The organism is Burkholderia sp. PvR073 (assembly GCF_054055695.1).
In genome coordinates this window covers 780,012-800,548 of the sequence record NZ_JBSRXO010000001.1, presented here as the reverse complement: position 1 = coordinate 800,548, position 20,537 = coordinate 780,012, and the positions used below count along the sequence as shown (strand labels likewise).

Sequence of the window (20,537 nt, the reverse complement as noted above, 5' to 3'; positions counted from 1 at the left end):
GCGACGGGCGTGGTGCATCGGCGATGCACCGCGTCCGTCGGTTGTCGTTCATCGATCCATCCAAGCGCGCGCCGTTGGACCCGGCGCGCGATTCCATTTCGGATTCCCTCGCAACGTGCGGCGCATCGCGTGCCGCATCGTCCCTGACTTCGCAGTCGCCCATCCTTTCAAGAACCTTCGATGCGTGACATCGAACGGCCATCGCTCCAGATCCCCCGCGTGAACCCGCACCGATTGTGCGCGTCTGCCATTGCATTTCGCGCGCCGCTGATTAGGAAATGAATTTTTATTGGTTCTGCTTCCTCGAGCGCACTCGCATAGTCGGGCTGACGGCTATAGACAGCACGCAAGCTGCGCAGGCCGCAATCCCGGCGTTGTTGATCATACGAATCTGCGAGAACGAGGAAGCGTGATGACGTTTGCATTGGAAGAACGAACGGCTGCCCGGCAGGCGCTCGACGCCGCGCGCGCGGCGGCCGCATCGGCTGGCACGCCTTACGCGGGCGGCGTGGCGCCGCAAGCCGCGTGGGCGCTGTTCGCCGCCGGCGACGCGTTGCTGGTCGACGTGCGCACCGCGGAAGAACGGAAATTCGTCGGCCACGTGCCGGAGTCGCTGCATGTGCCGTGGGCGACCGGCACGAGCCTGACACGCAACCCGCGCTTCGTGCGCGAACTGGAAGCGAAGACCGGCAAGGACGCGGTGGTGCTGTTGCTTTGCCGCAGCGGCAACCGGTCCGCGCAGGCGGCCGAAGCCGCGACCAAAGGCGGTTTCACACAGGTATTCAACGTGCTCGAAGGGTTCGAGGGCGACCTCGACGAACAGCGGCATCGCGGCAGCCGGAACGGCTGGCGCCATCGCGGCCTGCCGTGGGCTCAGGACTGAGTCACGGCTGTTACGGGGAGAAGTCAGCATGGCCGCATTCGACATCGACGACATCGTTCAATCGCTTCAGAGCGTGCGCCGCGCGTGGCGCGAGAAGCAGCGACGCTCGCTTGAACCGGGCGGGCGCGACCTGCCGGCGCGCGAGGCGCTCGCACAGATCATCGGCGCGCTGAAGGGCGTGCTGTTCCCGATGCGGCTCGGGCCGCCCGACCTGCGGCAGGAGAGCGAGAACTTCCATGTCGCCCACGCGCTCGACGCGGCGCTGAACGCGCTGCTTGCGCAGGTGACGCTCGAACTGCGCTACGCGGCGCGGCAACGCAACGCCGACGCACCGATCGAAGACGTGGCGTCCACAGCCGTTCAGGCGTTCGCCGCACGCCTGCCCGAGATCCGCCGGCTGCTCGACAGCGACGTGCTGGCCGCATTCCATGGCGATCCGGCGGCAGGCAGCGTCGACGAAGTGCTGCTCTGCTATCCCGGCATCCTCGCAATGATCCACCACCGGCTCGCGCATGAGCTGTACCGGCTCGGGCTGCCGCTGCTCGCGCGGATCATCGCCGAGCAGGCCCACGCGGAAACCGGCATCGACATTCATCCGGGCGCGCGCATCGGTGGCGGCTTCTTCATCGATCACGGCACGGGTGTCGTGATCGGCGAGACCGCGATCATTGGCGAGCGCGTGCGTGTGTACCAGGCCGTCACGCTCGGCGCGAAGCGCTTCCCGCGCGATGCTTCCGGACATCTGGAGAAGGGGCTCGCGCGCCATCCGATCGTCGAGGACGACGTCGTGATCTATGCAGGCGCAACGATCCTCGGCCGCGTGACGATCGGCCGCGGCGCGGTGATCGGCGGCAACGTGTGGCTCACGCAGGACGTACCGGCCGGCGCGAACGTCACGCAGGCCGTGCTGCGCAGCGAAGCGAATGCCGCGCGGCGCGAACCGGCCGAGCCGGTGCCCGACGTACGGGTGACGACATGAGCGACCTGATCCAGCACTTCGGCGCCAACGTGCGCAAGCTGCGCGAAGCGCGCACGTGGTCGCAGGAGCAGCTCGCCGAACACGCGGGGCTGAACCGTTCGTATGTCGGCGAGATCGAGCGCGGCGAGGCGATCGCGTCGATCGTCACCGCGGACAAGATCGCGCGCGCGTTCGACGTGTCGATCTCGACGCTGTTGCCCGGCGTGTACGTCACCTGACTCATCTCGCGTCCTTTCCCGTTCGGCAGTGCCATGTGACGGCTATAGCATGTTGAGCCGGCAGGTGCGTGCTTCCGATAATCGCCAGGCGTCGTAAGCAATCCCGTTTTTCATCTTAAGAACCCGGAGCCACACATGTCGACCGTTGCAAGCGGCACGGCCGCGCTGAGCGATCACGCCGCCCGCCAACTAGCGAACGCTACCAAGACCGTCCCGCAGCTTTCCACGATTACGCCGCGCTGGCTGACCCATCTGCTGCAGTGGGTGCCGGTCGAGGCCGGCATCTATCGCCTGAACCAGGTGAAGAACCCGGAAGCCGTGCGCGCCGCGTGCACGCAGCTCGAGGACGAAAGCGTGCTGCCGCGGACCTTCGTGCCGTACGAGGAACAGCCGCGCGAGTATTTCCTGAACGCGGTGAGCACGGTGCTCGACGTGCATACGCGGATCTCCGATCTCTACAGCAGTCCTCATGACCAGATCAAGGAACAGCTGCGCCTGACGATCGAGACAATCAAGGAGCTGCAGGAAAGCCAGCTGATCAACAACCCGGACTACGGGCTGCTCGCGAACGTGACCGACGAACAGCGGATCTTCCCGCTGACCGGCGCGCCGACGCCGGACGATCTCGACGAGCTGCTGACCAAGGTGTGGAAGGAGCCGGCGTTCTTCCTCACGCACCCGCTCGCGATCGCCGCGTTCGGCCGCGAATGCACGCGGCGCGGCGTGCCGCCGCCGACGGTCAGCCTGTTCGGCTCGCAGTTCCTCACGTGGCGCGGCATTCCGCTGATCCCGTCGGACAAGGTGCCGATCGCCGACGGCAAAACCAAGATCCTGCTGCTGCGCGTCGGCGACAAGCGCCAGGGCGTTGTCGGCCTCTATCAGCCGGGCGTCGCGGGCGAGCAGGGGCCGGGCCTGTCGGTGCGCTTCATGGGGATCAACGACCAGGCGATCGCGTCGTACCTGATCTCGCTGTACTGCTCGCTCGCGGTCCACTCGCCGGATGCGCTGGCTGTCCTCGATGACGTCGAAATCGCCAAGTACCATGACTATCCCGACACCTACCGTTAATCCCGGCTCGGCCGGCAGCGACGCGCTCGCGTTGCCGCACGCGCCGCTGCCGGCCGGCCTGCCCGACCCGGCGGCGCTCGCGCGGCTCGCGTCCGGGTTCTTCGCGACGCCGCCCGGGCAGGCCGCCGCGCCCGGGCTGTTGGCGGGTAGCGGGGCGGTTGGCGGCGTGCCGTCGGCGTTGCCGGCTGCGGCGCCGATTCTCGCGTCGGTGAGCAACCCGGCGCCGGCCGGCTCGCCGCTCGCGGGACCGGGCGGCACGGGCACCGGCGTGCCGGGCCTCGCGCTGCCGCAAGGCAAGGCGCCCGGTGCGAACCTCGCGCCGTCCGCGCCGACGCACGTGCTGTCGCTCGGCAACCGCGTGCCCGCGCTCGCGCCGCATGCGGCCGCGCAGAACGGGTTGCCCGACAACGCGGTGTCGATCGCGCCCGCGTTCGAGCCGCGCGCCGGCGGCGCGGCGCTTGGCGTGCCGCAGGCGAATGCCGCGGTGTCGGAGGGCGCGGCGAAGGCGGCGCCGGCGGCGTCACCGTATTACTTCACCGACGGCTCGCTGCAGGGCTGGCAGGCGACACCGCAGGACATCGTCGTGCCGTCGAACGGCCTTGCGTCGCCGGAAGCGTTCGGGCTGCCGGGCGACGACGCGCTGCGCGACCTGCTCGCCGTGCATCGCGACGTGCCGGCGCGTGCATCGGGCACTTCAGGCACGGCCGTGCCGCGTTACTTCATCGACGATACGCACGCCGCCGAACCGCAGGGCAATCCGCACCGCGGCGCGCACCCGCCGTTCGACGTGAACGCGATCCGCCGCGACTTCCCGATCCTGCAGGAACGCGTGAACGGCAAGCAGCTCGTCTGGTTCGACAACGCGGCGACGACGCACAAGCCGCAGGCCGTGATCGACCGCCTCGCGTATTTCTATGCGCACGAGAATTCGAACATCCACCGCGCCGCGCATGCGCTGGCGGGCCGCGCGACGGATGCATACGAGCATGCGCGGGACACTGTGCGGCGCTTCATTGGCGCATCCTCGCCGGACGAGATCGTGTTCGTGCGCGGCACGACCGAGGCGATCAACCTGATCGCGAAGACGTGGGGCGTGCAGAACGTCGGCGAGCGCGACGAGATCGTCGTGTCGCATCTCGAGCATCACGCGAACATCGTGCCGTGGCAGCAGCTCGCGGCGCTCAAGGGCGCGAAGCTGCGGGTGATTCCGGTCGACGATTCGGGGCAGGTGCTGCTCGACGAGTACCGCAAGCTGCTCAACGACCGCACGAAGATCGTGTCCGTCACGCAGGTGTCGAACGCGCTCGGCACGGTCGTGCCGGTGAAGGAGATCGTCGAGCTGGCGCATCGCGCGGGCGCGAAGGCGCTCGTCGACGGCGCGCAGTCGATCTCGCACATGCGCGTCGACGTGCAGGCGCTCGACGCGGATTTCTTCGTGTTCTCGGGGCACAAGATCTACGGGCCGACCGGGATCGGCGTCGTATACGGCAAGCGTGCGATCCTCGACGACATGCCGCCCTGGCAGGGCGGCGGCAACATGATCGCGGACGTCACATTCGAGCGCACGGTGTTCCAGCCGCCGCCGAACCGCTTCGAGGCCGGCACCGGCAACATCGCGGATGCGGTGGGACTGGGCGCGGCGCTCGACTACGTGAGCCGCGTCGGCATCGAGAACATCGCGCGCTACGAGCACGATCTGCTCGCCTATGCGACGAGCGTGCTCGCGCCGGTGCCGGGCGTGCGGCTTGTCGGCACCGCGCGCGACAAGGCCAGCGTGCTGTCGTTCGTGCTGAAGGGCTATGAGACGGAAGAAGTCGGACAGGCGCTGAACGAAGAGGGCATCGCGGTGCGCTCGGGGCATCACTGCGCGCAACCGATCCTGCGGCGCTTCGGGCTCGAGGCGACGGTGCGGCCGTCGCTGGCGTTCTACAACACGTGCGATGAGGTCGACGCGCTGGTGAGGGTCGTGAGACGACTGGCGGCGCGGCGCTGATGCGCGCCGCCTGAGGCAAGGCCGCTTGCGGCGCCCGGAAGCAGGGCGTCGCAAGCGGCCTTTGGTGTCGATGCAGGGGCGGACGTGATGCGACTCAACGCCCCGCCAGCATCCTTGTGCCGAGCCCCATCAGCAGCAGCCCGGCTGTCGTATCGAGCACGGCCTTGCGCTTGATCAGCAGCCGGCGCACGGACGGATGCGACGCGAGCAGCGCCATCGTGCAATACCACGCGCCCGAAATCCCGATCGACAGTGCGACGACGGTGAGATCGAACCATGCCGGTGCGTCGGCCGGCACCATCAGCGCGAAGACACTGCCGTAGAACGCGACGGCTTTCGGGTTCGTCATGCTGACCACATAGCCTTTCTTCGCTGCATGCCAGCCTGAGGATGAAGCCGGCGCGTCAACGGACAACGGCTTGCACGCGGTCAGCACCATTTTCAGGCCGAGCCAGATCAGGTAGGTCGCGCCCGCCAGCCGCAGCGCGGTGTGCACCCATGCGACGTGGGTGACGAGCAGGCTCAGGCCGCCGATCGCGATCGCGGCCCAGGTGCCCGATGCGGCAGCGAGGCCGAGCCCGGTCATCACGCCGGCGCGGCGCTGCGCGACCGCGCTCGACGTGACGATCACGAAGTTCGGGCCGGGGCTGGCCACGCTCAGTAGCAGGACGCCGGCGAGCGGCAGCAACGCGTTGATGGTGGTCGACATGGATTGGGGGCAGTGACGCGGAATGGGCCTTCATCTTACCCCGTGCGACGTGCCGCGCCTGCGTGCGGGCGATCCAGAAAAAAACGCGTGACGACCGACGTCGTCACGCGTTGCATTGCTTCGGAAACACCGGGCATGCCGGCGAACCGGCACGCCGCGGCACATCGTCGGATCGTCAGAAATCGAACCCCGGCCCGCCCGCACCCGGGCCGCCCGGCCCGGCGGCCGGCGCCGCATCCTTCGGCGCCTCGAACACGGTCGCATCGGTCGTCAGCAGCAGCCCGGCGACCGACGCCGCATTCTGCAGCGCGGTGCGCGTGACCTTGGTCGGATCGAGCACGCCCGATTCGACGAGGTCGCCGTATTCGCCGGTCTGCGCGTTGTAGCCGAAGTTGCCCGAGCCTTCCGCCACTTTCGCGACGACCACGCTCGCTTCCTCGCCCGCATTCGTGACGATCTGGCGCAGCGGTTCCTCGAGCGCGCGCAGCACGATCTTGATGCCCGCGTCCTGGTCGGCATTCGCACCCTTGAGCTCGAGGATCGCCTGCCGCACGCGGATCAGCGCGACGCCGCCGCCCGGCACGATGCCTTCCTCGACGGCCGCGCGCGTCGCGTGCAGCGCGTCGTCGACGCGGTCCTTCTTCTCCTTCACCTCGATCTCGGTCGCGCCGCCGACCTTGATCACCGCGACGCCGCCCGCCAGCTTGGCCACGCGCTCCTGCAGCTTTTCACGATCGTAGTCGGAGGTCGCCTCTTCGATCTGCACGCGGATCTGCTTCACGCGCGCCTCGATGTTTTTCGCGTCGCCCGCGCCGTCGATCACGGTCGTGTTTTCCTTGCCGACCTCGATGCGCTTCGCCTGGCCGAGTTCGGCGAGCGTCGCCTTCTCGAGCGTGAGTCCCGTTTCCTCCGCGACGACTTGCCCGCCGGTCAGGATCGCGATGTCCTCGAGCAGCGCCTTGCGGCGATCGCCGAAGCCCGGCGCCTTGACCGCGACCGTCTTCAGGATGCCGCGAAGGTTGTTCACGACCAGCGTCGCGAGCGCTTCGCCCTCGACGTCTTCCGCGATGATCAGCAGCGGCCGGCCGGATTTCGCGACCTGTTCGAGCACCGGCAAGAGGTCGCGGATGTTCGAGATCTTCTTGTCGTGCAGCAGGATGTACGGGTTCTCGATCTCGGCGATCTGCTTGTCGGGATTGTTGATGAAATACGGCGACAGGTAGCCGCGATCGAACTGCAGCCCTTCGACCACGTCGAGCTCGTCGGCGAGCGACTTGCCGTCCTCGACGGTGATCACGCCTTCCTTGCCGACGCGGTCGATCGCTTCGGCGATGCGCTGGCCGATCGATTCCTCGCCGTTCGCGGAGATCGTCGCGACCTGCGCGATTTCCTTGCTCGTGGTGGTCGGCTTGCTGATCGTCTTCAGCGAGTCGACGGCCGATGCCACGGCCTTGTCGATCCCGCGCTTCAGGTCGAGCGGATTGAGCCCGGCCGCGACGTATTTCTGGCCTTCGCGCACGATCGCCTGCGCGAGCACGGTGGCCGTCGTCGTGCCGTCGCCGGCGGCATCGCTGGTGCGCGACGCGACTTCCTTCACGAGCTGCGCGCCGATGTTCTGCAGCTTGTCCGCGAGTTCGATTTCCTTCGCGACCGACACGCCGTCCTTCGTGACGACGGGCGCGCCGAAGCTGCGCTCGAGCACGACGTTGCGGCCCTTCGGCCCGAGCGTGACTTTCACCGCGTTCGCGAGAATGTTGACGCCTTCGGTGAGCTTCGTACGCGCGACGTCGCTGAAAATGATTTCCTTTGCTGCCATGATTGCGCTCCGTTATTGATTGACGACCGCGACGATGTCTTCCTCGCGCAGCACGAGAAATTCGTTGCCGTCCACCTTGACGGCCTGGCCTGCGTACTTGCCGAACAGCACGCGCTCACCGACCTGCAGGTCGGGCACGAGGCGCTGGCCGTCCGCGTCCTTGCGGCCGGGGCCGACGGCGATCACTTCGCCCTGGTCGGGCTTTTCCGCGGCGCTGTCGGGGATCACGATGCCCGAGGCGGTGGTGGTTTCCTGGTCGAGTCGCTTCACGATGACCCGGTCGTGCAAGGGGCGTAGGCTCATCTGTCCGTCCTGTTCTGTTGCGTCGAAATGGTTGGCACTCTTTATCGGAGAGTGCTGACGAGTATAAGAACGCGCGACGGCGCGATCCAATAACGGATTCGGAAAAGCATTTGCGTGGATGCGCTATGGATGCGTGGCGGGCGTCGGCGTGGAGCGCAAGCGTATGATTCCGACATCGCACACTCGCCCGGGGAGTCCATGAGCGTGGCAACGACACCGGAAGCCGGACGTCAGCCGGGCTGGCTGCGCTTCGCCCCCGCGCTGTTCCTGCTGCTGTGGGCGAGCGGCTTCGTGTTCCTGAAGCTCGGGCTGCGCGACGCGGATCCGCTGACGTTCCTCGCGCTGCGCTATGCGTGCGTGGTTGCGCTGCTCGCTGGGCCGTTCTTATGGCTGCGTCCCGCGTTGCCGCGCACACGCGACGAATGGCGCAATCTCGTCGTCGTCGGTTTGCTGCTGCAGGCCGGCTATTTCTCGTTCACCTATCTGAGCCTGAAACTCGGGATGTCGGCCGGCGCCGTCGCGCTCATCACGTCGCAGCAGCCGATTCTCGTCGGGCTGCTCGCGCCGATGATCGCCGGCGAGCGCGTCGGCGTGATGCGCTGGATCGGCCTCGCGCTCGGCGCGGCCGGCGCGGTGATGGTGATCCTCGCGCGTTCGTCGGTTGCGGTGTCGTCGTCGTGGGCGCTGGCGTTCGCGCTGCTCGCGCTCGCGTGCATCACCGGCGGCACGCTGTGGGAAAAGCGCTTCGGCACCGACGTCCATCCGGTCACGGCGAACCTCGTGCAATACACGGTCGGCCTCGCGGTGACCGCGCCGCTCGCGTTCGCGCTCGAACCGATGCACGTGCACTGGACCGCCAGCCTCGCCGGTTCGCTCGCGTACCTCGTGATCTGCAATTCGCTGATCGCGATCTCGCTGCTGCTCGCGATGGTGCGATACGGCGAAGCGTCGCGCGTGTCGGCACTGTTTTTCCTGATTCCGCCGGCCGCGGCGGTGATCGCGCTCGTCGTGCTCGGCGAGACGATCGGTACGCTCGCATGGCCCGGCATGGCGCTTGCGGCCGCGGGCCTGTATCTGGTGATGCGGTACTGAGCGAGTATCGCGGGCCTCGTCGATCTTGTAACCCAATTTATGGGTTCTGATGCGTGGGTGTCTTTGTGTGCGGTCGCCCGGAATGCCTCCGCCCTGTTCGTGTCCAAACCGCGGTCCATAGCGGCTCGACGGCGTGTTGCAAGGCGTCCATGTGCGCTTTCGGCCTCGTCGAGTGACGGGTCCGTTCCGTTCCATGAAAGCCGCGAGGTTGTCGCATCGTGTTTCGAAAAGTAGATTCGCCCGACGGTAACACCGGAGGGTCGAATGACTTCGATTGCGATCGAGTTGGATTCGGGAAAGCGCGCGATGCTGACACGCGCGGGACGTGCGACGTTGTCGGCCAAGCAACGCGCTGCGGTCTCCGAGTTGATGCTGCACTGGCCGAGGTACGCGGGCCTGACGACGAATGCGATGACGTACTTGCGGCAATTGGGCCTTGACGCGTTCCGTGGTGCCCCGCTCGATGTGCTCAGGTCTGCCATCGAGGACGGCCGAGTCATGGTCGAGATCGAGCGTCCGGCGGTTGCCGGCGGGCGCTTGTGGTGATCTGCCGTCCACGCTGCCTTTCCCACGGGCGAATCGGTTCGCCCGTGGGGCGCCGCAGGCGTCGCTGCCGGTAGACAAGCCTATTCCGAGTTGGGCGCGGCCAAGTGATGTATCGGCCAATGAATTGATAAGCTACCTGGAAAGCGTCCTGGGGAACGCAGGCAGCGTCGGTGCCGGCACGGCACTCGGGCTGGTTGATACGCCGCTCAGCGACGCCGCCCCGTTCTTGCTGCGGGACTCGCCCTTGCGCGACGATTCGTTGAATCTGGCCGCTCGTCGGCCGAACGAAGGGTTGGAGGCTGGCTGCATGGAGAAATACGAAGCAGCTATCGAGTTGTGCAATCGGCTGGCCAAGGTCATGGGCGGCCTTGCTGGTCTGACACTGTGCAAGCAGAATGCGTTTATGGATTACCAAGAGTGCAGGGGATTCTAAATGGCTAAGCATTCGCCTTATGCCGTCGTGGTGATTTACGACGAAGACCAGCAAAGACTTACCGTAAAAGCGGCCGATCCGGACAAGCTCGCGCCGCAATTACAAGGCGTTCTCGAAATGCCGATCCTGTTGGACGAGTTCGACTATCGGATAGATGATGAGTTTGCGCGTCGGCTGGGTGCCGCAATGCTGAATCTCATCGCTGCCGGTCAGCCCGGCATCGAGAAATACATGAGTGTGACGCTTGAGCCTATTCCGAGGCGGGGCGACGGCAACCGCTGATGCTTGCAGAGCAATGTGACATGAGCAAACCGGCACGCGCGACCATCGTGTTTTACGACGAAGACACCGAACAGGTAACGTTGTGCACCGTGTTTCGCAAGGACGTCCAGGCCCTACTCGACCGGGAAAGGAGTGCAGGTGTCGCCATCACGATTCCGCCGCATGCCGAACCGAACGACGGGTGCCCGATTACCGATGAGGACGCGCGGCGATTGGGCGGTATGGCACTGCTGATGCAGGCGGGCGTGCACCCAGAGTTGCGCGAACGGCTCAAATTCGCGGAGGCAGGGTTCGTCGACTGGTCCCCGGTTCGGCGCCCGGACGCAGACTGAAGGTTCAGTGCATGAGCCGCAGGATTTCCACGATGATCCTGCCAAAAATGCCGATCACCACCTGCCGTCCGGTTCTGCGGTTTGATAGCCAGTCCTATCGTTCGATTCCCTTCACTCGCTCCGGCGTTGAATGGCCGCGTGCCGCACTGGCTGAGCAACGCCGGCAACGACGACCGTACGCGTTTTCCCCGCCTGACGCACAATCGAGCGTGTCATGCATGCGCTGCGCGCGAGCGCGCACCGCTCCGTCTTCGATTCTTTCGTCAGAGGCACGAATCATGTCATCCCGCACCTATCTCGTTACCGGCGCGTCGCGCGGCATCGGCTTCGCAACCAGCACGCTGCTCGCCCGGCGCGGCCATCGCGTCATCGGCCTCGCGCGGCATGCGCAAGGCATCGACTTTCCCGGCGAACTGATCGCGTGCGATCTCGCCGATATCGAACGGACGGCCGCGACGCTCGCCCGCATCGGCGCGTCGGACGAGATCGACGGCATCGTGAACAACGCGGGCATCGCGTTGCCGCAGCCGCTCGGCAAGGTCGATTTCGCATCGCTGCAGGCGGTGTTCGACCTCAACGTGCGCGCGGCAATCCAGGTCACGCAGCATTTCGCCGACGCGATGAAGGCACGCGGATATGGCCGCATCGTCAACGTATGCAGCCGCGCGATCTTCGGCAGCCTCGATCGCACCGCGTATTCGGCCGCGAAAAGCGCGCTCGTCGGTTGCACGCGTACATGGGCGCTTGAACTCGCCGAGCACGGCGTGACGGTCAACGCGGTCGCGCCGGGCCCGATCGAGACGGAACTGTTTCGCCAGACGCGGCCGGTCGGCAGCGAAGCCGAACGCAAGGTGCTGGCAACGATCCCCGCACGCCGTCTCGGCACACCGCACGATGTGGCCGCGGCGATCGCGTTCCTGCTGTCCGACGATGCTGCCTTCGTCACGGGGCAGGTGCTCGCGGTGGATGGCGGCGGCAGCCTCGGCGGACGCAGCTGACACAGCTGACGTAGTAGACGCAACGCAACCATCGCGGCGCGCGTCGTAAAACACGGGCCGCGCCGCATATTCTCCTGCCCCGTTAGCATGTGACGAATCCGACTTTGGGCGCCGCGCGGGCGACGCTAAGATCGCCGATCCCGTAGATCGTGCGCTCAACAACAATGAAAAAGTCCGCTTCGCCCTTGCTTGCCTTTCGTTTCCGTGTGGTCTGCGCCGCGATCGCGGGTGCGCTGTCGCTCGCGTCGTGCGGCGGCGTCGACAGCGATCCGCCGCCGCAGGCGAATGCGACGCCCGTGGCCAAGCGCCCGAACATCCTCTACATCATGGCCGACGATCTCGGCTATTCCGACATCCATGCATTCGGCGGCGAGATCAACACGCCGAACCTCGACGCGCTCGTCGCATCGGGCCGCATCCTGTCGAATCACCACACCGGCACCGTATGCGCGATCACGCGCGCGATGCTGATTTCCGGCACCGACCATCACCTCGTCGGCGAAGGCACGATGGGCGTGCCGACCGACGAGCGGCGCGGCCTGCCGGGCTACGAGGGCTACCTGAACGATCGCGCGCTGTCGTTCGCGCAACTGCTGAAGGACGCCGGCTATCACACGTACATCGCGGGCAAGTGGCACATCGGCTCGGGGATCGTCGGCAGCGCGACGGGCAGCGGACAGACGCCGGACCAATGGGGCTTCGAGCGCAGCTACGTGCTGCTCGGCGGCGCCGCGACGAACCACTTCGCGCACGAGCCGGCCGGCTCGTCGAACTACACGGAAGACGGCCGCTACGTGCAGCCCGGCCAGCCCGGACAACCGGGCGGCGCGGGCGGCAGTCCGGCCGTGTTCTACTCGACGGACTTCTATACGCAGAAGCTGATCGCGTACATCGATTCGAACAAGCAGGACGGCCAGCCGTTCTTCGCGTACGCGGCCTACACGTCGCCTCACTGGCCGCTGCAGGTGCCGGAGCCGTGGCTGCACAAGTACGCGGGCGTGTACGACGCCGGCTACGACGCGATCCGCAACGCACGGATCGCACGGCAGAAGGCGCTCGGCCTGATTCCGGCCGACTTCAAGCCGTTCGACGGCCTGCCCGAAACGACGTCGGCGTCGCCCGCGACGGCGAACAACGGCACCGCGAACGCGAAGTACATCAGCGCCGTGCATCCGGCCGCCGACGGCTACGCGGACTACGGCATCGGCAAGGTCGACAAGCTGTGGGCGAGCCTGAGCCCGGCCGAGCGCCGTGCACAGGCACGCTACATGGAGATCTACGCAGGGATGGTCGAGAACCTCGACTACAACATCGGCCTGTTGATCCAGCACCTGAAGGACATCGGCGAATACGACAACACGTTCATCATGTTCCAGTCGGACAACGGCGCGGAAGGCTGGCCGATCGACTCGGGCGCGGACCCGACGGCGACCGACACCGCGAACGGGCAGGAGCCGATCTACTCGACCCTCGGCACCGACAACGGCAAGCAGAACGCGCAGCGGCTGCAATACGGGCTGCGCTGGGCCGAAGTGAGCGCGACGCCGTTCCGGCTCACGAAGGGCTATTCCGGCGAAGGCGGCGTGTCGACGCCGACGATCGTGCGGCTGGCCGGGCAGACGCAGCAGTTGCCGACGCTGCGCGCGTTCACGCACGTGACCGACAACACGGCGACGTTCCTCGCGGTCGCGGGCGTCACGCCGCCGTCGCAGCCGGCGCCGCCGCTCGTGAACACGCTGACCGGCATCGACCAGAACAAGGGCAAGGTCGTCTACAACAACCGCTACGTGTATCCGGTGACGGGCCAGTCGCTGCTGCCGGTGCTGACCGGCTCGGCGACGGGTGAAGTGCATACGGCGCCGTTCGGCGACGAAGCCTACGGCCGCGCGTACCTGCGCAGCGCCGACGGTCGCTGGAAGGCGTTGTGGACCGAGCCGCCGCTCGGCCCGCTCGATGGTCACTGGCAGCTGTACGACCTCGCGGCGGACCGCAGCGAGACGACCGACGTGTCCGCGCAGAACCCGTCGGTGATCGGCACGCTGGTCGACCAGTGGAAGACCTACATGAGCAACGTCGGCGGCGTCGAGCCGTTGCGTCCGCGCGGCTACTACTGAGGACGACACGATGCGGTTGCGCTTCTGGACGCTCGGCGCGGCGCTCGCGGCCACGCTGTTCGCGGCTGCGTTCGCGGCCGGCTATGCGAGCCCGTCGGCGTCGCCCGCTGGCGCCTTCGACGACGCGAATCGCGGCCGCCCGCTCGCGCCGCTCGGCTCGGAGCGGCAGTGCGAGCGCTACTCGGGCCTGCCCGCGACGTGGCGTGATGACCCGAAGGCCGGCATGGTGCACCTGAGCGGCGGCGCGTTCGTGTTCGGCAGCACGCGCGGTTATGCGGACGAGCGTCCGGTCGGCGACGGCAGGACGCGCGTCGGCGGCTTCTGGATCGATCAGACCGACGTGACGATCGCGCAGTTCGCCGCCTTCGTGAAGGCGACCGGTTACGTGACCGAGGCCGAGCAGCAGGGCGGCGCGGCGGTGTTTCACGTGCCGACGCGCGACGAGCTGAATGTACGTGACCTCGCGTGGTGGAGCTGGGTGAAGGGCGCGTCGTGGCGGCAGCCGCGCGGCCCGGGCAGCAGCGTCGATGGGCTCGGCAACCTGCCCGTCACGCTCGTCACGCAGCGCGACGCGCTTGCGTACGCGCACTGGCTCGGCCGCGACCTGCCGACCGAAGCCGAATGGGAATACGCGGGCAAGGCCGGTCGCGACGACGCGTCGCTCGATGCGGCGCCGCGCGACGCGCAGGGCAAGCCGGCCGCGAACTACTGGCAGGGTGCGTTCCCGGTGCTCGATACGGCCGAGGACGGCCATGCGGGCCTCGCGCCGGTCGGCTGCTACGCGGCGAACGGCTTCCACCTGTACGACATGATCGGCAACGCGTGGGAATGGACGAAGGACGCGTACACGGGCCCGCATCAGTCGCACACGAACGGCGACACGGCGGCCGTGGCGCCGCCGACGCGCCGGCACGACACGCCGATGGTGATCAAGGGCGGCTCGTTCCTGTGCTCGCGCGATTACTGCGTGCGTTATCGCGCGTCGTCGCGCGAACAGCAGGAAGCCGATCTCGGCGCGTCGCATATCGGATTCCGCACGATTCTGAGGGATGCATCGTGAAACGCGTCGCGCATTGCATTGCCGTATGGCTGGCCGTTGCATGCAGCCTCGTTCATCCGGATTGGGCCGTTGCCGCGGAAACCACCACGCGCACGGTGCGCGTCGGCGTGACGCGCGGCGTGCATGCGGAGATCCTCGACGCGGTGAAACGCGTTGCCGCCACGCGCGGGCTCGATGTCGACGTCGTCGAATTCGACGACGCGTCGCGCATCGATGCCGCGCTTGCGGACGGCAAGATCGACGCGGCGAGCTTCGAGGACGCGCAGCGCCTCGCTGCCACCCGCACGGCGAAAGGCTACGCGCTGAGCGCCGTCGCACCGACCGTCACGCTGCCGATGGCGCTCTATTCTCGCAAGCTGAGGAGTCTGAACGAACTGCAGCCCGGCGCGACGGTCGCGATCCCGGCCGATCCGCGCGGGATGGCGCGCGCGCTCGTGCTGCTGCAGAACGACACGCTGGTGACGCTGCGCGCCAAGGCCGGCCTGCATGCGACGCTGCGCGACGTGACCGGCAACCGGCTCGCGCTGAAATTCGTTGCGCTCCGTCGCGACCGGCTCCGTGCGGCGCTCGACTCGGCCGCGTTCGTCGCGATCGACAGTGGCGACGCCACGCGCATGGGCCTGCAACCGGCGCGCGACAGCATCAACCTCGAGGACGCGCGCTCGCCGTATGCGAACGTGCTGACCGTGCGCGACGCCGATCGCACGAAGCCGTGGGTCGCGCAACTCGTCGCCGCGTATCACTCGGACGACGTCGCGCATTTCATCCTGACGCGCTACCAGGACTCGGTGCGGCGGCCGTGGTAGACGACTACCGCCTCGCGTGCAATGCGTGCGGCCGCTGCTGCAACAGCGTGCCGACGCTGTCGTTGCGCGAGCTGTTCCGGCATCGGCATCGCTTCGTCGGCGCGTTGACGATCCATCGCGTGCCGAAGCGGCGCATCGGTGAACGGATCGCGCACGGGCGGGCGCGAGCAGGCGCTCGACGCCGACGACGTCGCCGCGTTCGATGCGCTCGCGAACACGCTGTTCCATCGCGCGCGCGGCACGGATGACGAATGGATCGCACTGACGCTGCAAGGCTACGACTATCCGTCGCTCGGGCGGTGCCCGGCACTGGCCGACGACGGCCGCTGCAGCATGCATGCGGACAAGCCGTCGATCTGCGGCGCGGTGCCGCTCGATCCGATGCTGCCGGACCGGTTGCAGTCACGCGTGCTCGCGCGGCGGCGCGAGGACACGGCGTGGCTCGGTGCGAACTGCATCGTCGGTGTGGACGACGGCACGGCTTCCGTCGATGCCGCGTCGGCGATACCGCTGGTCACGGCAGGGCAGGTCGTGGACCGCGCGGCGCTCGACGCGTTTCGCGACGCGCTCGCGTTCGAGCGCGCGGTGTGGCGCGACGCGGTGTTCGCATCGCTGATCGACGGTGGACCGCAAGTGCGCGATGCGTTGTCGCGGCTTGCGCCCGGCGGCTACCTGACGATGTCGATCGTGCCGGTGCTGCTGGCCGTCGCCTCGGTCTCCGCACATTGCCGCGCGCGATGCATCGACTTCATCGATGCGCAACGCGCGTTGATCGATGCCCGCGTCGACGCGGCGCTCGCGCGCCGGCGTCTCGACGACCGCCCGGCGACGCGCGAATTGCGCGGTTTCGCGGAAGCGCTCGGACGTGCGCGTCACGCACTCGCCGCGATGCCGGCAGCCACGCCGGCCACGGCGGCCACCCGCACGGACGCACCCCGCATCGACGCGTGGCTCGACGATCGGCACGACGCCGTCACGCTTACCTCCTGACGACAGCAGCACGCGATGCGTGCCTTACACTTGACGCTCTTTCAATCGTCTCCGACGGAGCGCGCATGTACGCATCGACCTTCATTTTCCGCGCTGGGCAATACGACGACGAATTCCATCGACTCGACCGGCAGATCGCCGACATGGCGCGCGCGACACCCGGCTATCTCGGCGAGGAAACCTGGGAGAACACGGAGGCGGGGCTGATCCAGAACGTCTACTACTGGGAATCCGAAGCGGCGTTGCAGCAACTGATCCAGCACCCCGCGCATCGGGAAGCGAAGGCGAAGCAGGCGCGCTGGCTGGACGGTTATCGCGTGGTGATCTCGCAGGTGCTGCGCGAGTACGGCGACGGCAAGCTCACGCAACCGCATGCGGGGCAGCCCGCGTGAATTGAATGCCGAATCGGCGCGTCGGGCTGCGCATCCGCGCACCGCGTCAAAGCGCCTCGACCAGCAGCCGGTTGCTCTTTTCGCAGTACTCGTGACACGCGGCACGCGCGGCGATCGACGCGCCGTGCACGAACTTCGGCGCGTCGGCACGGCGCGACATCGACACAACGATCGATGGCGGCGACGGCTGCAGCGGCAGCTCGACGACCTCGCCGCTCGCGATCAGCGCATCGACGAACAGCACCGGAATCGCGGCGACGCCGAAGCCGTCGCGCACGAGCTGCACGATCACCGAGATCGACGGCGAGCCGGTGATGCGCGTCTCCGACAGCGGCACACCATGCGCGTGCGCGAGCGTGCGCACGATGTCCTCGAGCGCACGGTGCGGCGCGGTACCGCGCCCGTAGGTCAGGATCGGCTGGCGCAGCACCTGGCGCGCCAGGCCCGTGCGCGTGGTCGGCAGCAGCCCCGCGCGCGCGATCCAGCGCACCGGATAGTTCGCGAGCGCGTCGCAGACGACCGACGCCTCGTCGCTGCCCTCCACCCGAATGATCAGATCGAGCTCGCCGGCCATCAGCCGGCGCTGCAGCACGACGCTGACGTCGACGGTCAGGTCGACCTCCAGTTGCGGATAGTCGGCGGCGAGGCGGCGCAGGTAGTGCGGCAGCCAGCTGTGCACGACCGTCTCGATCACGCCGAGCCGCAGCTTGCCGCGCAGCGCGCTTTCGCCGGCCGCGGCGGCCTGCAGCTCGTGCGTCGCCTCGACGACGGCCTTCGCATAGCCGAGCAGGTACTCGCCGTTCGGCGTGAGCCGGAACTCGCGGCTGTCGCGATCGACGAGCACGGTCTGCAATTCATCCTCGAGCGCCTTCAGGCGCTGCGAGATCGCGGCCGGCGTCGCGTGCAGCGCGGTGGCCGTCGTGCGGAAGTTGCGCAGCTTCGCGAGCGTGACGAAGGTTTCGAGAAAACGCGTGTTCATGGCGGTTGGCGGGATGGTGGACGCGCAGCTTGCCGGTGAAGAAAAGTGAACGGGACCGGGGAAAACCCGGAGATGCGTTAAGAAATTCTATACGCCGGGCGCAAAAAAACTCGTTGGCGGCAAAATTTTTTCTTTTCTATTCTTGGCCGTATCCGCTGACGCAATTGCGTTGGCCCGACGACATCCCGATCCGCCAACGACCATCATGACGCCTTCCGAATTCCGCCAGTCCGTACGCAGCGGCGCGTTCCGCCAGCCGACCGCCGGCCAGTGCGGCCCGTTCGCGCAAGCGAATCTCGCGATCCTGCCGAACGCGTACGCGCACGATTTCCTGCGCTTCTGCCAGGCGAACCCGAAGGCGTGCCCGCTGCTGGGCGTCGGCGAGCCGGGCGCGTTCCGGCTGGACGTGCTCGGCGAGGATCTCGACATCCGCACCGACGTGCCGAGCTACAACGTATACCGCGACGGTCGCCTGACCGAGCGGGTCGAATCGCTCGAGGCGCTGTGGCGCGACGATTTCGTCGTGTTCGCGATCGGCTGCTCGTTCTCGTTCGAGGACATGCTGGCGCGTGAAGGCATCGCGCTGCGCCACATCGAGGAGGGTCGCAACGTGCCGATGTACCGCACGTCGATCCCGAACCGCCGGGCGGGGATCTTCGGCGGCCAGCTGGTCGTGTCGATGCGGCCGCTGCGCGGCGCCGACGCGATCCGCGCGGTGCAGATCACGAGCCGGTTCCCGGGCGTGCACGGTGCGCCGGTCCATATCGGCCATCCGCGGGAACTGGGCATCGCCGATCTCGGCACGCCCGATTTCGGCGACGCGGTGACGGTGCGCGACGGCGAGCTGCCAGTGTTCTGGGCGTGCGGCGTGACGCCGCAAACCGCGCTGATGGAAGCGAAGCTGCCGCTCGCGATCGCGCATACGCCCGGCTACATGCTGATGACCGACATCACGAACGCGTCGCTCGCCGTGTTCTGACCCGGTCGGCACCCGCGGCCGGTACGGCCGCGGGTCCGGCCCCACCGCGGCGGCATGCCGCGACCGCAGACGATCCGCCCGGCCTCAGCGCGCAGCCGCGGCTGATGAATCGCGACGCACACACGACACGCGCGCCGCACGTACCGCACGCACCAAGAGCACGGCATTGACCGCACATTTCGACAGGAGCTTCACCATGGAAAGCAAGATCCTCGCGGCGCCCGCCGCCGACCCCGCGGGCCCCGCACGCAACGGCCTGTTCGGATGGTATGCGGACGCGCAGCCGCGCGAGCGCCGCGCGTTCTGGAGCTGCAAGGTCGGCTACATGCTCGACGGGATGGATACGCAGATGCTGTCGTTCGTGATCCCGACGCTCGTCGCGACCTGGGGCATCTCGTTCGCGGACGCCGGCTTCATCGGCACGATGACGTTGCTCGCGTCGGCGGTCGGCGGCTGGCTCGCCGGCATCCTGTCCGACCGGATCGGCCGCGTGCGCACGCTGCAGCTGACCGTGCTGTGGTTCGCGGTGTTCACCGCATTGTGCGGACTCGCGCAGAACTACCACCAGCTGCTCTCGGCGCGCGCGCTGATGGGCTTCGGCTTCGGCGGCGAATGGACGGCCGGCGCGGTGCTGATCGGCGAGGTGATCCGCGCGCGCGATCGCGGCAAGGCGGTCGGCCTCGTGCAGTCGGGCTGGGCGATCGGCTGGGGGCTGTCGGCGCTGCTGTATGCGCTGCTGTTCTCGGTGCTGCCGGCCGAACAGGCATGGCGCGCGCTGTTCCTCGTCGGCCTCGCGCCGGCGCTGCTGGTGGTGGTGATCCGCCGCTACGTGAAGGAACCGGACGTCTACGAGAAGGAGAAGGCCGCGCAGGCGCAGGTGGCCGACGCGCCGCGCCTCACGGAAATCTTCGCGCCGAAGCTGCTGTCGACGACGCTGCGCGCGGCGTTGCTGACGACCGGCGCACAGGGCGGCTATTACGCGATCACGACCTGGCTGCCGACCTTCCTGAAGACGGAGCGGCACCTGACCGTGATGGGCACGGGCGGCTATCTCGCGATGATCATCGTCGGCTCGTGGGTCGGCTACCTGACGAGCGCCTACCTGACCGACCGCCTCGGCCGCAAACCGAACTTCATCCTGTTCGCGCTCGGCTCGATGGTGATCGCGTTCGCCTATACGTCGCCGGTGCTGAACCTCACGAACGCGTCGATGCTGTGGCTCGGCTTCCCGCTCGGGTTCTTCGCGTCGGGCATCTTCTCCGGGATGGGCGCGTTCCTCACCGAGCTGTTCCCGACGCGGGTGCGCGGCTCGGGGCAGGGCTTCTGCTACAACGTGGGCCGCGCGGTCGGCGCCCTGTTCCCGTTCCTGATCGGCGCGCTGTCGAAGCACTACGGGCTCGGCGCGAGCATCGGAATCTTCGCGGTCGCCGCCTACGGCGTGATGATCGTCGCCGCGCTGACGCTGCCCGAAACCCGCGGCCGCGAACTCGACGCCGCATAAGCGGGCGCCGGCCCGCCGCCTTACCTCTTCCCTTAAATCGAAGCCCTCACGCGGCGCGCGACGC

The 20,537-nt window shown here is 67.6% G+C and carries 21 protein-coding genes and 1 pseudogene; 18 read left to right on the top strand and 4 right to left on the bottom strand.

Annotated features, from left to right (window positions below; genetic code table 11):
• Positions 1–412 precede the first annotated feature (412 nt).
• The 5 genes from ACVK00_RS03530 (at position 413) to ACVK00_RS03510 (ending at position 5,141) form a co-directional block, all read left to right on the top strand.
• Entirely contained in the window at positions 413–883 is a 471-nt protein-coding gene (locus tag ACVK00_RS03530) for a rhodanese-like domain-containing protein (RefSeq protein ID WP_228908959.1), read from the top strand.
• 28 nt (positions 884–911) lie between these two features.
• Positions 912–1,862 (top strand): serine O-acetyltransferase EpsC, encoded by a 951-nt coding sequence (epsC, locus tag ACVK00_RS03525; protein WP_284891448.1) that lies wholly within the window; start codon positions 912–914, stop codon positions 1,860–1,862.
• Positions 1,859–2,080 (top strand): helix-turn-helix domain-containing protein, encoded by a 222-nt coding sequence (locus tag ACVK00_RS03520; protein ID WP_006749621.1) that lies wholly within the window; start codon positions 1,859–1,861, stop codon positions 2,078–2,080. Before epsC ends, ACVK00_RS03520 begins: the two co-directional genes overlap by 4 nt.
• Positions 2,081–2,215: 135 nt before the next feature.
• Positions 2,216–3,148: a family 2A encapsulin nanocompartment shell protein gene (locus tag ACVK00_RS03515; RefSeq protein WP_166721572.1), complete on the top strand. Its 933-nt coding sequence runs from the start codon at positions 2,216–2,218 to the stop codon at positions 3,146–3,148.
• Positions 3,123–5,141, top strand: a complete 2,019-nt coding sequence (locus ACVK00_RS03510) for a family 2A encapsulin nanocompartment cargo protein cysteine desulfurase (RefSeq protein ID WP_284891449.1) — start codon at positions 3,123–3,125, stop codon at positions 5,139–5,141. Before ACVK00_RS03515 ends, ACVK00_RS03510 begins: the two co-directional genes overlap by 26 nt.
• Positions 5,142–5,235: 94 nt before the next feature.
• On the opposite strand, the gene ACVK00_RS03505 is transcribed toward ACVK00_RS03510, so the two are convergent.
• From ACVK00_RS03505 to ACVK00_RS03495, 3 genes are all read right to left on the bottom strand, one after another.
• Complete coding sequence (locus ACVK00_RS03505) at positions 5,236–5,850, bottom strand: LysE family translocator (protein ID WP_284891450.1); 615 nt, start codon at positions 5,848–5,850, stop codon at positions 5,236–5,238.
• A gap of 175 nt (positions 5,851–6,025) precedes the next feature.
• Positions 6,026–7,666: a chaperonin GroEL gene (groL, locus tag ACVK00_RS03500; protein WP_284891451.1), complete on the bottom strand. Its 1,641-nt coding sequence runs from the start codon at positions 7,664–7,666 to the stop codon at positions 6,026–6,028.
• Positions 7,667–7,678: 12 nt separating this feature from the next.
• On the bottom strand, positions 7,679–7,969 hold the full coding sequence (locus tag ACVK00_RS03495; RefSeq protein WP_006749630.1) for a co-chaperone GroES: 291 nt from the start codon (positions 7,967–7,969) through the stop codon (positions 7,679–7,681).
• A 198-nt stretch (positions 7,970–8,167) separates the two neighbouring features.
• On the opposite strand from ACVK00_RS03495, the gene ACVK00_RS03490 reads away from it, so the two are divergent.
• The 11 genes and pseudogenes from ACVK00_RS03490 (at position 8,168) to ACVK00_RS03440 (ending at position 17,014) form a co-directional block, all read left to right on the top strand.
• Complete coding sequence (locus ACVK00_RS03490) at positions 8,168–9,061, top strand: DMT family transporter (RefSeq protein WP_284891452.1); 894 nt, start codon at positions 8,168–8,170, stop codon at positions 9,059–9,061.
• Between the two features lie 264 nt (positions 9,062–9,325).
• Complete coding sequence (locus ACVK00_RS03485; protein WP_284891453.1) at positions 9,326–9,607, top strand: hypothetical protein; 282 nt, start codon at positions 9,326–9,328, stop codon at positions 9,605–9,607.
• A gap of 124 nt (positions 9,608–9,731) precedes the next feature.
• Positions 9,732–10,040 (top strand): hypothetical protein, encoded by a 309-nt coding sequence (locus ACVK00_RS03480; protein WP_284891454.1) that lies wholly within the window; start codon positions 9,732–9,734, stop codon positions 10,038–10,040.
• The gene (locus ACVK00_RS03475; protein WP_228908974.1) at positions 10,041–10,322 is read left to right on the top strand and encodes a hypothetical protein; all 282 of its coding nucleotides are present in this window, start codon (positions 10,041–10,043) and stop codon (positions 10,320–10,322) included.
• A 20-nt stretch (positions 10,323–10,342) separates the two neighbouring features.
• Positions 10,343–10,654: a hypothetical protein gene (locus tag ACVK00_RS03470; RefSeq protein ID WP_284891455.1), complete on the top strand. Its 312-nt coding sequence runs from the start codon at positions 10,343–10,345 to the stop codon at positions 10,652–10,654.
• Positions 10,655–10,932: 278 nt separating this feature from the next.
• Positions 10,933–11,652 carry an SDR family oxidoreductase gene (locus ACVK00_RS03465; RefSeq protein WP_165752460.1) on the top strand — a complete coding sequence of 240 codons (720 nt, stop codon included), beginning with the start codon at positions 10,933–10,935 and terminating at the stop codon, positions 11,650–11,652.
• A gap of 164 nt (positions 11,653–11,816) precedes the next feature.
• Positions 11,817–13,766: an arylsulfatase gene (locus ACVK00_RS03460; protein WP_284891457.1), complete on the top strand. Its 1,950-nt coding sequence runs from the start codon at positions 11,817–11,819 to the stop codon at positions 13,764–13,766.
• A 10-nt stretch (positions 13,767–13,776) separates the two neighbouring features.
• Positions 13,777–14,826 (top strand): formylglycine-generating enzyme family protein, encoded by a 1,050-nt coding sequence (locus ACVK00_RS03455; RefSeq protein ID WP_284891458.1) that lies wholly within the window; start codon positions 13,777–13,779, stop codon positions 14,824–14,826.
• A complete protein-coding gene (locus ACVK00_RS03450) occupies positions 14,823–15,632 on the top strand; it encodes a MetQ/NlpA family lipoprotein (protein ID WP_284891459.1) in 810 nt (269 codons plus the stop codon). The genes ACVK00_RS03455 and ACVK00_RS03450 overlap by 4 nt, the downstream gene beginning before the upstream one ends.
• Positions 15,626–16,622, top strand: a pseudogene (locus ACVK00_RS03445) (YkgJ family cysteine cluster protein). Before ACVK00_RS03450 ends, ACVK00_RS03445 begins: the two are co-directional and overlap by 7 nt.
• Positions 16,623–16,687: 65 nt before the next feature.
• Positions 16,688–17,014: an antibiotic biosynthesis monooxygenase family protein gene (locus ACVK00_RS03440; RefSeq protein ID WP_228908987.1), complete on the top strand. Its 327-nt coding sequence runs from the start codon at positions 16,688–16,690 to the stop codon at positions 17,012–17,014.
• Positions 17,015–17,060: 46 nt separating this feature from the next.
• Here ACVK00_RS03440 and ACVK00_RS03435 read toward each other — a convergent pair whose 3' ends face one another.
• Entirely contained in the window at positions 17,061–17,993 is a 933-nt protein-coding gene (locus ACVK00_RS03435; RefSeq protein WP_006749637.1) for a LysR family transcriptional regulator, read from the bottom strand.
• 205 nt (positions 17,994–18,198) lie between these two features.
• Between ACVK00_RS03435 and ACVK00_RS03430 the strand changes: the two genes are divergently transcribed.
• Both ACVK00_RS03430 and ACVK00_RS03425 read left to right on the top strand, forming a co-directional pair.
• Entirely contained in the window at positions 18,199–18,972 is a 774-nt protein-coding gene (locus ACVK00_RS03430) for a putative hydro-lyase (RefSeq protein ID WP_006749638.1), read from the top strand.
• A gap of 196 nt (positions 18,973–19,168) precedes the next feature.
• On the top strand, positions 19,169–20,473 hold the full coding sequence (locus ACVK00_RS03425) for an MFS transporter (protein ID WP_284891461.1): 1,305 nt from the start codon (positions 19,169–19,171) through the stop codon (positions 20,471–20,473).
• Positions 20,474–20,537 lie beyond the last annotated feature (64 nt).